At 44.6% G+C, this 12,184-nt stretch carries 12 protein-coding genes; 9 read left to right on the plus strand and 3 right to left on the minus strand.

What is annotated here, in order from left to right; translation table 11 throughout:
- The first annotated feature begins 280 nt into the window (after positions 1 to 280).
- Positions 281 to 487 (plus strand): hypothetical protein, encoded by a 207-nt coding sequence (locus EWM62_RS17880; RefSeq protein WP_129878044.1) that lies wholly within the window; start codon positions 281 to 283, stop codon positions 485 to 487.
- A 48-nt stretch (positions 488 to 535) separates the two neighbouring features.
- Here the strand turns inward: EWM62_RS17880 and EWM62_RS17885 are convergent, their stop codons facing one another.
- Positions 536 to 1,012, minus strand: a complete 477-nt coding sequence (locus EWM62_RS17885; protein ID WP_129878045.1) for a CYTH domain-containing protein — start codon at positions 1,010 to 1,012, stop codon at positions 536 to 538.
- 176 nt (positions 1,013 to 1,188) lie between these two features.
- Here EWM62_RS17885 and EWM62_RS17890 point away from each other — a divergent pair, with 176 nt between their 5' ends.
- The 4 genes from EWM62_RS17890 to EWM62_RS17905 all read left to right on the plus strand — a co-directional run bounded on the left by EWM62_RS17890 (position 1,189) and on the right by EWM62_RS17905 (position 5,852).
- Positions 1,189 to 3,903 (plus strand): carboxypeptidase regulatory-like domain-containing protein, encoded by a 2,715-nt coding sequence (locus EWM62_RS17890; protein WP_129878046.1) that lies wholly within the window; start codon positions 1,189 to 1,191, stop codon positions 3,901 to 3,903.
- Between the two features lie 71 nt (positions 3,904 to 3,974).
- Positions 3,975 to 4,379 carry a DUF1761 domain-containing protein gene (locus EWM62_RS17895; protein ID WP_129878047.1) on the plus strand — a complete coding sequence of 135 codons (405 nt, stop codon included), beginning with the start codon at positions 3,975 to 3,977 and terminating at the stop codon, positions 4,377 to 4,379.
- 136 nt (positions 4,380 to 4,515) lie between these two features.
- Positions 4,516 to 5,385, plus strand: a complete 870-nt coding sequence (locus tag EWM62_RS17900) for an aldo/keto reductase (RefSeq protein ID WP_129878048.1) — start codon at positions 4,516 to 4,518, stop codon at positions 5,383 to 5,385.
- A gap of 77 nt (positions 5,386 to 5,462) precedes the next feature.
- The gene (locus tag EWM62_RS17905; RefSeq protein ID WP_129878049.1) at positions 5,463 to 5,852 is read left to right on the plus strand and encodes a hypothetical protein; all 390 of its coding nucleotides are present in this window, start codon (positions 5,463 to 5,465) and stop codon (positions 5,850 to 5,852) included.
- A 104-nt stretch (positions 5,853 to 5,956) separates the two neighbouring features.
- On the opposite strand, the gene EWM62_RS17910 is transcribed toward EWM62_RS17905, so the two are convergent.
- Positions 5,957 to 6,250, minus strand: coding sequence for a YciI family protein (locus EWM62_RS17910; RefSeq protein WP_129878050.1), 294 nt, complete (start codon positions 6,248 to 6,250; stop codon positions 5,957 to 5,959).
- Positions 6,251 to 6,398: 148 nt separating this feature from the next.
- On the opposite strand from EWM62_RS17910, the gene EWM62_RS17915 reads away from it, so the two are divergent.
- The 4 genes from EWM62_RS17915 (at position 6,399) to EWM62_RS17930 (ending at position 10,093) form a co-directional block, all read left to right on the plus strand.
- The gene (locus tag EWM62_RS17915; protein WP_129878051.1) at positions 6,399 to 7,568 is read left to right on the plus strand and encodes a galactokinase; all 1,170 of its coding nucleotides are present in this window, start codon (positions 6,399 to 6,401) and stop codon (positions 7,566 to 7,568) included.
- Positions 7,569 to 7,593: 25 nt separating this feature from the next.
- Positions 7,594 to 8,127 (plus strand): RNA methyltransferase, encoded by a 534-nt coding sequence (locus tag EWM62_RS17920; protein ID WP_129878052.1) that lies wholly within the window; start codon positions 7,594 to 7,596, stop codon positions 8,125 to 8,127.
- A gap of 173 nt (positions 8,128 to 8,300) precedes the next feature.
- The gene (locus tag EWM62_RS17925; RefSeq protein WP_129878053.1) at positions 8,301 to 9,314 is read left to right on the plus strand and encodes a Kelch repeat-containing protein; all 1,014 of its coding nucleotides are present in this window, start codon (positions 8,301 to 8,303) and stop codon (positions 9,312 to 9,314) included.
- Positions 9,315 to 9,430: 116 nt separating this feature from the next.
- On the plus strand, positions 9,431 to 10,093 hold the full coding sequence (locus EWM62_RS17930; protein WP_129878054.1) for a YdeI/OmpD-associated family protein: 663 nt from the start codon (positions 9,431 to 9,433) through the stop codon (positions 10,091 to 10,093).
- Between the two features lie 608 nt (positions 10,094 to 10,701).
- On the opposite strand, the gene EWM62_RS17935 is transcribed toward EWM62_RS17930, so the two are convergent.
- On the minus strand, positions 10,702 to 12,183 hold the full coding sequence (locus tag EWM62_RS17935; RefSeq protein WP_129878055.1) for a glutamate synthase subunit beta: 1,482 nt from the start codon (positions 12,181 to 12,183) through the stop codon (positions 10,702 to 10,704).
- Between the last annotated feature and the right edge of the window lies 1 nt (position 12,184).

Here is a 12,184-nt window from a genome sequence, read left to right on the forward strand (position 1 = left end):
GTTGATGTGATAATTAAACACCGGGACCAGAAAAAAGTTCGATACCTTATTATATATCAACATAACTCCCGCTTTAACAGTAAATCTGTGCATTCGGAAATTTATTCGTTAATATGTGCAAAAAAATCACCTTTTGTATAATTTGTTAGTTAAGTATAAATACATATATTGCCTTCATTATTAAAAACATTACCTGTTAGGGTGCGTAAACAAACTGACAGATAATAAAAACAAAACACAATTAATCCAGTTACAATTAAAAAACTTAAAAAAACTAAACATGGCAGCTTCAGGAATCACCGCGTATTCAGTAAAAACAAAAACTAAGAATGTTCCAATGATCGATCCTGTTATCGACATTAAATCTGGCAGGTACATAGCTACAGGTAAAGATGCAGAAGGTAACAAAATGGCAGCGATAATGGGCAAAGCTACAGCAGAAGAGCACGTTAAAAACGGTAACGCTAAAAAAGGTTCTGGCTGGTAAATAATATTAAATGCCAATAAAAACCTGCCCCATAAAGGCAGGTTTTTTTTATGCCTGTTTCCAGATATTGTATGGATACACCGACAGACTGGCGTTAGTGTACCGGTTATCGTGGCTAACCTCCTGCCCTGCCCATAAAGGTTTTTCAAAGGGTTCGTCTTCGTGCTGCAGTTCTATCTCGGCCAAAATAAGCCCGGTATTATCCCCGGTAAAAACATCTATTTCCCAGGTGTTCCCGGCGTGTTCAATATTATAACGCGTTTTTTGTATTAATGAGGCAGCAAAATTATCCAGTATCTCCTCTCCCTCGCTCACCGGTATTTTATACTCATACTCGCTGCGGCTAATGCCTGCTGATGCACCTTTAAGCGTAATGTAGGCGGCATCGCCCGCAACACGTATCCTTACGGTACGCTTTTCTTCACTTAAAATATAACCCTGCTTATATACCGTACCCACGGGTTTGGTAACAGCCGCCCATTTAGCATGATCAACTAAAAACTTTCTTTCTATTTCTGTAGGCATGTGCTTTTATTTTGTAGCATGTAAATTACAATAATACATTTTTTAAAAAATCGTTTATTGGATACCTTTAACAGATATTTTCATTAATCTAAAAAGTTAACGAAATGTTAAAACCAAAAGCATTTAACATGCACTAAGGCTAAATGTTTATATTAGCCACGCTACTTAATTATCATATGAGCCTGAAAAAATTCGCGTTGATCATATCGTTTATTTCGTGTTTAACAGCCCCGGCATTTGCACAAAGGGATACGGTTAGCTTAAATACCATTATTGCCAAAACCGCTAAATACGCCCTTAGTTTCCCTATCGAAAAAGTTTACCTGCATTTAGATAAGCCTTACTATAGCGCCGGCGATACCATCTGGTTTAAAGCTTATGTAACCGTCGACAAGCATTTGCCCACTACCTTAAGCAGTATTGTATATGTAGATATCAGCAACCAGGATTCAATTGTACAATTGGTTAAGCTGCCGGTTGTAAATGGTGTTGCACATGGCGATATTATACTTGCGCCCGGAAACTACAAACAAGGCAACTACCATTTAAGGGCGTACACCGCATGGATGCGTAATTTTGATTCGGATTACTTTTATAATAAGAATATAACCATTGGCAATGCCATACAAGATGCCGTTAACACCGATATAGCTTTTAGCAGTGTAGCCGGCCAGCCAAAGGTAAGCGCCGCAATTACCTATAAACAGCCCGGCGATGTACTTGCAGGCAAAAAAGTAAACTGGAGCGTAACCAACGCAACCGGCGACGAAATAAGCAAAGGAAAAGGCACAACCAACCAAAACGGCGTGCTCAGCATAGTTTTAAACGAAAATGCCAACGTATCGTTAAAAAACGCGCTCTTAACAACTACGATAGAACTGGGTAACCGTAAAGAATCATTAAACAAATTCCCGCTTACAGCCGCCACCGCCGAGCGTGATGTTCAGTTTTTTCCCGAAGGTGGCGAGCTTACACTGGGTGTGCGGTCGAAAGTTGCCTTTAAAGCTGTTAGTGCAAACGGCCTGGGCCTCGACGTAAAAGGCACGATTACCGATAATACAGGTACGGTAATAGCAAACCTGGAATCGCAGCACTTAGGGATGGGGGTATTTGCCATGCTGCCCGAGGATGGCAAAACATACAAAGCCAATATTACATTTCCCGACGGTGTTAAAACGACTTATGATATGCCCCGCATTAAACCAGCAGGCATTACCCTTGCTGTGTATAACAACGACCCGGAAAACCTTAATGTAAAGCTATCGGCAAACGACCCGTATTTTAAAGCAAACCAGGGAAAAGGTTATTACATCATAGCCCAAAACGCAGGCATAATTTATTTTGCGGCGCAAACCACCTTAGATAACCAAAGCTACAGTGCAACCATCCCAAAAAGTAAATTCCCTACGGGTATTATACAGTTAACACTTTTTAGCGAACGCGGTATCGCCCTTAGCGAACGTATTGTATTTATAAAGCGTAACGATATGCTTAACCTTTCGCTTACTGCCGATCGTAAAGCCTTTTCAACAAGGCAAAAGGTTAAATTATCGTTATCGGCAAAAAATAACACCCTCCCGGTTGAGGGCGAGTTTTCGGTATCGGTTATCGACGAATCAAAGGTTCCGTATGATGAAAATGCCGAAACTACCATCATGACTAACCTGCTGCTTACATCCGAGATAAAGGGATATGTAGAAAAACCCAACTACTACTTTATAAGCAAAGATGCTAATGCCGATGCAAACCTTGATATTTTAATGCTTACGCAAGGCTACCGCCGCATATCGTACCGTAATATTTTAACCGCAAAGTACCCGCAGATATACCTGTACCCCGAACAGCAGGGCCTCGAAATTGTGGGTATGCTGCGTAACAATACAGGCATGCCAATGGCTAAAGGTAATTTGCGCCTGCAGATCCCCGGTAAAAAGATCTACGCCGAAACGATGACAGACATGACGGGTAACTTTAAATTTCCCAAGCTAAGCTTCCCCGACTCGTCGCAGGTAGTTATAAGCGCGCGTAACAACCCAAACAGCCGCAACCTGATGATATCTGTAACCGGCGACAGCTATCAGCCTGCTACCAAAAATATAAATGCTTTGGATGAAGTAGCAAATATCGATAGTTCGCTAAAAACCCTGCTGATAAACAGTAAGCGGCAATACGAAAACTTACACATACTTAAAGAAGTTGTTATTAAATCCACATCGCTGGTTAAAAAGCCCAGCCATACCGATTATGGCACCTTATCGGCCTTACCTGCCATGGCAGACCAGGCCCTATCGGGCGAGCGCTTTAAAGAATGCAACAATCTTTTCCAATGCCTCCCATCAATGCTGTTGGGTGTTAGTGTAGACGAGAACCTTTTGTACTTCACAAAAAACATGTCTAACACTAACCGTATGCCAATACAGATATTTGTAAACGGCAAACCGGTTGACTACAGCTACCTGGGTAGTTTGCGGGGCGCGGATGTAGAAACTATAGAGGTTTTTAAAAGTGATGGGCTTAGTAGTATCAACCAAAATTACCAGTCGGACGGGATCATATCCATCATCACCCGTAAAATACAAACATCAAAGATAACCTTTGCCCAGTTGCAGGATATGTTGCCAAAAGGCAACCTGCTTACTTACAATGCACAAGGCTACAGCATCCCGCGCGAGTTTTATTCGCCAAAGTATGACCCACTTAAACAAGGAGCCTTTGGCGGCGACCTGCGGAGCACTGTTTTCTGGAGCCCTAAAATAAAAACTGATAAAACAGGCGCAACCTCGTTTGAATATTTCAACTCGGATGGCAAGGGCAATTATCGCGCAACCATTGAGGGTATGGATGCTGATGGTAACCTGGGCAGGTATATATTCCGTTATACTGTAAAGTAAAACAGGCACTTAGCGGTTGCATTATCCAAACTTAATTTCATACATTTAGATAACCTAAATAACTTAAGCATATGGATATGTCATTAATTAACTGGCCCGCTGTAATAGTGGCGGCCCTTTCCGGATTTGCAGTTGGCGGTATCTGGTATTCCCGGCCATTATTTGGCAACGCCTGGATGACCGATAGTAACTTAACCGTTGAACAAGTGGAAAAAGGCAACAAAGGCAAGATCTTCGGCTTTACACTTGTGTTCTCTTTAATAATGGCAGCTAACCTTGCCGCTTTTTTGGCCGAGCCCAAAACTGATGTTAGCTGGGGTGCAACAGCCGGTTTTTTGGCAGGTGTATGGACGTTTGGGGCCATTGCCATACACAGCCTGTTCGAGCTTAAAAGCTGGCGCTATATTTTTATAAACGGCGGCTATAGTGTGGTATCGTTAACCATAATGGGCGCTATTATCGGCCTTTGGCGATAACCCTTTTTTAAATTTTATCCATAATTGTTGATATTAATTACCCTTGTTACATGGTGATATGACATTTTCGTGAACCATTGTACCGAACAATAAAGCCTGCTTAGCGTTTATTCATTTTATCATTAGAATTAACGCGATGAGTAACGCAACAACAACTTTCCAAAAAACATATAGCATAGGCGGCGACCTGCCTGTTAACCGTATAGGTTACGGTGCCATGCGCATAACCGGCAAAGGCATTTGGGGCCCGCCAAAAGATAAAGACGAAGCCATCCGTGTTTTAAAGCGCGCGGTAGGGCTTGGTGTAAACTTTATTGACACCGCCGACAGTTATGGCCCCCATATTTCTGAAGAACTGATAGCCGAAGCGCTTTACCCCTACCCGCCCGACCTTGTGATTGGCACTAAAGGCGGCCTGCTGCGCACCGGACCCGATCAATGGCCAATCAATTCGAGCCCTGCACATTTAAAAGAAGCATTAGAGGGCAGCCTGAAACGCCTAAAACTTGACCAGATAGACCTGTACCAACTGCACCGCATAGACCCGAACGTGCCCGCCGAGCAAAGCTTTGCATTTTTAAAACAGGCACAGGCCGATGGCAAGGTCCGCCACATAGGTTTATCAGAAGTGGATATCGATGATATTAAAAAAGCGCAGGACTATTTTGAAGTGGTATCGGTACAAAACATGTACAGTGTAGATAACCGCAAATGGGAAGGCGTACTAAACTACTGCGAGGACAACGATATCGCCTTCATCCCGTGGTTCCCGCTAAATGCCGGTAATGTGGCTGCGCAGGAAAAACTGCAGCAGGTAGCCCAAAAACATGGCGCTACGGTGCACCAGGTAGCTCTAAGCTGGTTACTGAGCCACTCAAAGAATATACTGCTGATACCAGGCACATCAAGTGTCGCGCATTTGGAAGAGAATATGAAAACAGCCGGCATAACGCTGGATGCCGAAGATATTGACGAGTTGGACGGTATATCGCCCCCGGTTGGATAATCTCTCCGGAAGAATTTAATTATAAAGGATGCTGAAATAACCGGCATCCTTTTTTGTTATTCTGTATTTTTGTGCCGATGAAGAGCAAAGAAGAAATATTGAACAGCTATTATTCGCACGCCGCGGATGGCACGCCCGAAATAGCCGCCGATGGGTTATTGCAAGCCATGGAAGATTACCGGCTGCAAGCCGAAGAAGGCGCTTTTAACGCCGCCCGCGAGCTTAACAACGGCCAGCCTATATTTGCCACCTTTGCCGATTATAAAGCCAACCTGCAGGCTAAAACAGGATCTCTGCCAAAAGAAGATACTATTAGGCTGATCGCTGACAGCATTATAGAGCAATTTCTGCCCGATGACCCTGACCATCATACTTTTGAATTTAGCTTTAAAGCCGAAGGCGCAAACCACACCGTAGTTTACAAAAGAAATACCACAGGTCAATGGGAATACACGGGAAGGAAATAGTTAAAAAGTTTAAGTTTAAAGTTAAAAGTCAAATTTGATGTCCGGGACTCACCGAAGTCGGGGTTAACAGCAAGTTCTTTCGACTTAAACTTTTGACTTTCGACTTATCCCACATTTGCCACCCTGAATGGTTTCACATCTACGGTTTCCCATATCTTTTGGGTGATGTAGGGTTCGCTTTGCTGCCATGCTGCAAGGGCTTCCTCGGTTTCAAACTGCACTATCATTACCGATCCTATCATTTCGCCTTTGTCATTTAAGATAGCGCCACCCAACACATAATTGCCGTTCTCTTTTAAAACTTTGGCTGCGTCTAAATGATGCGGGCGTACATTCATGCGGCGTGCAAGGGCGCCTTCATCAGTATGGTCATAAGCGGTAACAAGGTATTGGTTCATGTCTGGAGATGTTTGTTTATAGGATAATTACAAATAACAGCAAGTTCTGTTTAGCATGCAAATTATCGCTGTGAAAAAAAATTTCGGGTGCCATACAGGAATAACTGTATAATTTACAATATTTGTTTTTCAATTACGAAAACCATTTATGAGAACCGATCTGAAACAAGAATTTATTAAGCGATATGGTAAAGAAGCCACGGAAACTTATTTTTCGCCGGGCAGGGTAAACCTTATTGGCGAGCATATCGACTACAACGGCGGACTGGTTATGCCGTGCGCTATTACTTTTGGTTCGTATTTACTGGTATCGCCTAATAACGATAATGTTTTCAGGTTTAAAAGCCTCAATTTTCCTGAGCAGGCCGAGGTACCCATGCATACCGAACACAAAAAAACAGGCGAGGTTTGGTATAACTACCCGGTTGGCGTAATAGCCCATTTTTTAAACGACGGTAAAGAACTGCAGGGCCTTGATATGCTGTTTTATGGCGATATCCCAATCGGTTCGGGCCTGTCGTCGTCTGCATCTATAGAGGTGGTAACTGCTTTTGCTTTGAATGACCTGTTTACAGCCGATTATAGCCGACTGGATCTGGTGAAACTATCACAATCGGTCGAGAATAAATTTATTGGCGTTAACTGCGGCATTATGGACCAGTTTGCCGTTGCCTTTGGCGAAAAGAACAAAGCCCTGATGCTGAACTGCGATACGCTGGATTACCAGGCGGTTGACAGCAACCTGGGCGATTACCTGCTGGCCATTATCAACACCAACAAGCCCCGCAAACTGGCCGAATCGAAATATAACGAGCGCGTAGAGGAATGCCAAACCGCCCTTGCAGCATTAAAGCAGGAACTGGATATTAATCACCTGTGCGATATCGACGCCGAAACTTTCAAGCAATACAAATACCTGATAACAGATAGCGTAGTTCAGGGCCGTGCCAAACACGTGGTGGAGGAGAACGACCGCGTAAAGCTGGCTGCAAAAGCCTTGAGCAATAACAACCTGGCCGAATTTGGCCGGCTGATGTACGCCTCGCACCAATCCCTGCGCGACCTGTACGAGGTAAGCGGCGTGGAACTGGATACCGTTGTAGACTACTGCAAAACCAACCCGGATGTTGCAGGTGCCCGTATGACCGGCGCTGGCTTTGGCGGCTGCGCCATTGCCCTGGTAAAAAGGGATGCCTTTGATAAATTCAGCAAGGAGGTTACCGGATACTACAACGATAAAATTGGTTATGCGCCTTCGGTTTACGCATCCCTGATAGGTGACGGCGTAGGTATATTGAAAGAGACGGTAAAATCGTAATTTCGCGGTTTATCATTTCAATAATATGCGCAAGTTAAAACTCGACGAACTGAACCGTGCTACTGTAGCCGAATTTAAGGCGCAAGATAAACTGCCCGTGGCCGTGGTGCTTGATAACGTGCGCAGTATGCACAATATCGGCTCCATATTTCGCACTTCAGATGGTTTCGCGGTTGAGCAGGTTTGCCTTTGCGGCATCACCGCCCAGCCCCCGCACCGCGAGATCGAAAAAACAGCCCTGGGTGCTACCCAATCCATCAGCTGGGCCTATTTTGAAACACCCTTGCAGGCGGCAGAACAACTCCGCGCCGATGGTTATAAGATCATCGCTATTGAGCAGGCCGAGAACAGCATTATGCTAAACACCTTTATCCCCGCCCCTAACCAAAAATACGCGCTGATATTTGGCAACGAAGTAAACGGCGTTAGCGATGAAGTAATGCAGCATATAGATGCCTGCATCGAGATCCCCCAGTTTGGCACCAAGCATTCTTTCAACATCGTAGTATCGGCAGGTATTGTTTTGTGGGATTTTTATTCGAAGATAGTTCACGGGTAATCGTTCATGGTTCATGGTGAAATATTAATACTCATGGAAGTTTGCTGTATAGGCAATTAATCAACAATATTTTATCGTTTCGGGCATTTTGGTAACCAAATGATAATCAGAAAATTAAATTTGTTTGTTTGGTTTTTATCGTAACTTTATAGTATACCCTTACTATAATCATTATGCCTAAATTAAGCCTGGCGTTAATTTCAATTTTATTGTGTTTCGCCCTCACCTCATGTAAAGACCTGCAGGTAGAACCTGATACAGACAATGACACCGACACCACGCAGGTAGGGGCAAAAGGATGGACGCAGGTGCAGGATTATCCCGGCACCGCGCTTCGCTGGACGTTCGGATTTTCGGAGGGTGGTAAGGGTTATGTTATTGGCGGGCAATATGAGGCCTCTTCCGACAACAGCGCTGCCAATGTATTTCAGTACGATCCTTCGGCAAATAAATGGTCGCATCTAAATGACTATCCCGGCAGCGGGATGGGGCTGATGGCCGGTTTCTCCATCAACGGCAAAACATACCTGGGCACCGGGTTTAACTACGGTACAAATCTTTTACAAAGCGATTTTTGGGAATACAATTCCACCAATGATACCTGGATACAGAAGGGAGATTTTCCAGGCGGTAAAAGGCAGGGTTCAATATCTTTTGCAATTGGTGGTCATGGATATTTAATTGGCGCGCTGTCGCGATTGAAACAGGACGTTTGGAAATACGCGCCCGCTACCGATGAATGGACCCAAATGGCAGATTATCCCGGAACGGGCAATGCCGAAATGATAGGCATTACCGTTAATGGCAAGGCTTATGTTGGGGCAGGCGCCGGCACAGATGCTGTTGTGAGTGATTTTTGGGAATACGACCCTGCGCTTGACAAGTGGATACAAAAAGCCGATATTATTGAGCCGCTTTATAACCCGGTTGTTTTTACTAAGGGCACCAAAATTTATGTTGTTGGCGGGATTGGCCAGAATATGAAATTTCGTAACCAGGTTTTGATATATGATACGGCAACAGATCAGTGGACCAAAGCGGAAGATTTTAAAGGGAAGGAACGGTCGGCAGCTGTTGGATTTGTAATTGGCAACACCGCGTACTTTGGCCTTGGGGCAAGCAGTAAAATTGCGGGCGGGGCCACATACCCCATATATTTAAACGATTTTTGGAAATTTAATCCCTAATGTATCTTCCGCGTAAACACTAATACTTTAGTAAATAGTAGTTTTTAATTGGCACAACTTAGCTAAAATCAATAAATTGCAGCTGCCATAAACTATCAACTATTATCTATCAACCAATGAACGCCCTTGCCAAAAAACTGCAAATAAAATCCGGCCAAACGTGGCTGATACTTAACCCGCCCGAGGATTACCTGGCATTGCTCGAGCCGCTTCCTGATGGTGTTACGATCAAATTTGGGGTTGATGGCAATTTAGACGGCGTGCAGGCATTTGTTAAAAATAGCGTTGAGTTAGCGCAATCTTTACAGCAATTAAAGCCTGCTCTTAAAGATGATACTACGCTTTGGATCATTTATCCCCGGAAAAATTCGGGCATCGATACCGATCTTTCCATGATGGCAAGCTGGCCCGAACCTGAGCAATATGGCCTGCGCCCGGTTGCTGCCGTAGCTATCAATAATGTTTGGAGTTCCCTGCGTTTCAAGCCGGAACACCTTGTTAAAAAATCGAACACCAGTAAAGAGGCCATTTCTAAACAAAACGACTACTCCACCTATATCGATGTTGATAAAAAACAAATAACCCTGCCCCCTTATTTGCAGGAAGCGCTTGCTCACGAGCCCGCCGCGATTGCAACTTACGAAAAGCTGGCGTGGTCGCACCGTAAGGAGTACGTAGTTTGGATATTAAGCGCAAAACAGGAACAAACCAGAGCCAACCGCATAGCCAAAATGATAGAAATGCTGCTGGCGGGTAAGAAAAACCCGGCGGATAAATAAGCGTCACGCATCAGGTGTCCCACTATTTGTATTAGAAAAAGCTATAATTATGCAATTATTTGATAATCAATTAATTATAAATTGACTTTAGATATTAAAAAGTCAGCTAAAATTATAAATAATTGATATACAGATAATTAATTTTATAAAGAGTGTCCCACTCGTTTCTGAATGGGACAGAATGGGACACCCCTGTACAGCGAAACATCCTGATTATAGTTTATACTTTTAGTACTGTTACTGTAAGTACTTTACTCATTTGTAGTCCCAAAACATTCCATCCTCACCGTCCAATCAAGCGTCTAAGTTTGATTTTTCGTATGATCAGTGTCTATGCTAATGCACTCGTAAGTTTCGGGAGCGTGGACGCTCCCGTTTGTTACGTTAAGCGTTGACAGTTAAACGGGCGGAGAGACTTTCCCCACGCGTCATTGCGAGGTACGAAGCAATCTCCGGATAGAAGGTCGAAACTATGCATGGTCGATAATCACAGTTCTGAGATTGCTTCGTACCTCGCAATGACGGCTTTAGAATCCCTGCCCCCACAAAAAAACCCTTGCAGAATTAACTGACAAGGGTTTAGGTATATAACTGACTAACTATTATTCTTAATAAAAAACCTGTTCAAACTGGTTAACGGCGTCTTTACTTTCCAGGTTGGAGTGGCCCATCAAAAACTCGTCGACTTTACGGGCAGCCTCGCGGCCTTCTGATATGGCCCAAACCACCAGCGATTGCCCGCGGCGCATATCGCCTGCGGCAAATACTTTGCTTACATTAGTTCGGTAAACACCTTCTTTGGCTTTTACATTCTTACGCTCGTCAAGCTCAACGCCTAATTGCTCCAGCGTGCCTTCAAACTGCGGGTTTACAAAGCCCATGGCCAGGAATACACGCTGGCAAGGGATCTCGCGCTCGCTGCCTTCCACTTCGTTGAATTTTATCGGGCGGCCCATCACATCTATCTCCCAGCTTACATCGGTCACTTTAAGGGCCCTAAGGTTGCCATCAGCATCGCCTAAAAACTCTTTGGTGTTTATACCCCATGAGCGCTCAACGCCTTCCTCGTGCGAGCTGGTAGTCTTTAGCACCATTGGGTAAGTTGGCCACGGCATATGCGGTGTGCGCTGCTCTGGCGGCTGCACCATCACCTCAAATTGCTTTACAGACCTTGCACCCTGGCGGTTTGATGTGCCCACGCAATCGCTGCCTGTATCACCGCCGCCAATCACTACTACGTCTTTATCTGTCGCCAGTATATCTTCGCCTTCAACCGCTATGCTGCTAACGCGCTTGTTTTGTTGCTTCAGAAAGTCCATGGCGAAGTAAACGCCTTTAAATTCCCTGCCCGGGATAGGTAAATTACGCGGAATGGTTGAACCACCTGTTAGTACTACGGCATCGTGGTTGCGTACAACTTCATCAACAGCAACATTTTTGCCCACTTCGGCATTGCATTTAAATTCGATACCATCCTCTTCCATGATCTGGATACGGCGGTCTATCACCCATTTTTCCAGTTTAAAATCGGGGATGCCATAACGCAGCAAACCACCGGGGCGGTCGTCGCGCTCAAATACGGTGACACTGTGGCCCGCCTTGCTCAATTGCGCGGCGGCGGCCAGCCCTGCCGGGCCCGAACCTATTACAGCTACCTTTTTGCCCGATTTTATCAGCGGGGCAACAGGTTTAACCATGTTTTTTGAGTAGGCAACCTCTATGATATGTTTCTCAATTTCCTCGATAGCTACAGGGGGCTTGTTGATACCTAACACGCATGCAGATTCGCAAGGTGCAGGGCAAATGCGGCCGGTAAACTCCGGGAAGTTATTTGTTGACGATAGGATCTGGTACGCTTCGTCCCAGTTTTTGCGATACACTGCATCGTTAAACTCCGGTATCACATTACCAAGCGGGCAACCCGAATGGCAAAACGGGATTCCGCAGTTCATGCAGCGTGCCGATTGCTGGTTTAGCTTTTCATCAGTGTACAAACCAACAAACTCATTATAGTTTTTAACCCTTTCGGCAACAGGTGTTTTAGCGGGGAGTTCCCTGTTAAATTCCTGAAATCCTGTAACTTTTCCCATT

Source organism: Mucilaginibacter terrigena, assembly GCF_004168255.1.
Taxonomy (GTDB): Bacteria; Bacteroidota; Bacteroidia; order Sphingobacteriales; family Sphingobacteriaceae; genus Mucilaginibacter; species Mucilaginibacter terrigena.

What these genes read in the sequence shown, in the direction of transcription:
- EWM62_RS17925 (WP_129878053.1), top strand. Translation starts at nt 8,301, where the DNA reads ATGCCTAAATTAAGCCTGGCGTTAATTTCAATTTTATTGTGTTTCGCC.
- EWM62_RS17885 (WP_129878045.1), bottom strand. Translation starts at nt 1,012, where the DNA reads ATGCCTACAGAAATAGAAAGAAAGTTTTTAGTTGATCATGCTAAATGG.
- EWM62_RS17920 (WP_129878052.1), top strand. Translation starts at nt 7,594, where the DNA reads ATGCGCAAGTTAAAACTCGACGAACTGAACCGTGCTACTGTAGCCGAA.
- EWM62_RS17905 (WP_129878049.1), top strand. Translation starts at nt 5,463, where the DNA reads ATGAAGAGCAAAGAAGAAATATTGAACAGCTATTATTCGCACGCCGCG.
- EWM62_RS17915 (WP_129878051.1), top strand. Translation starts at nt 6,399, where the DNA reads ATGAGAACCGATCTGAAACAAGAATTTATTAAGCGATATGGTAAAGAA.
- EWM62_RS17900 (WP_129878048.1), top strand. Translation starts at nt 4,516, where the DNA reads ATGAGTAACGCAACAACAACTTTCCAAAAAACATATAGCATAGGCGGC.
- EWM62_RS17910 (WP_129878050.1), bottom strand. Translation starts at nt 6,250, where the DNA reads ATGAACCAATACCTTGTTACCGCTTATGACCATACTGATGAAGGCGCC.
- EWM62_RS17935 (WP_129878055.1), bottom strand. Translation starts at nt 12,183, where the DNA reads ATGGGAAAAGTTACAGGATTTCAGGAATTTAACAGGGAACTCCCCGCT.
- EWM62_RS17890 (WP_129878046.1), top strand. Translation starts at nt 1,189, where the DNA reads ATGAGCCTGAAAAAATTCGCGTTGATCATATCGTTTATTTCGTGTTTA.
- EWM62_RS17930 (WP_129878054.1), top strand. Translation starts at nt 9,431, where the DNA reads ATGAACGCCCTTGCCAAAAAACTGCAAATAAAATCCGGCCAAACGTGG.
- EWM62_RS17880 (WP_129878044.1), top strand. Translation starts at nt 281, where the DNA reads ATGGCAGCTTCAGGAATCACCGCGTATTCAGTAAAAACAAAAACTAAG.
- EWM62_RS17895 (WP_129878047.1), top strand. Translation starts at nt 3,975, where the DNA reads ATGGATATGTCATTAATTAACTGGCCCGCTGTAATAGTGGCGGCCCTT.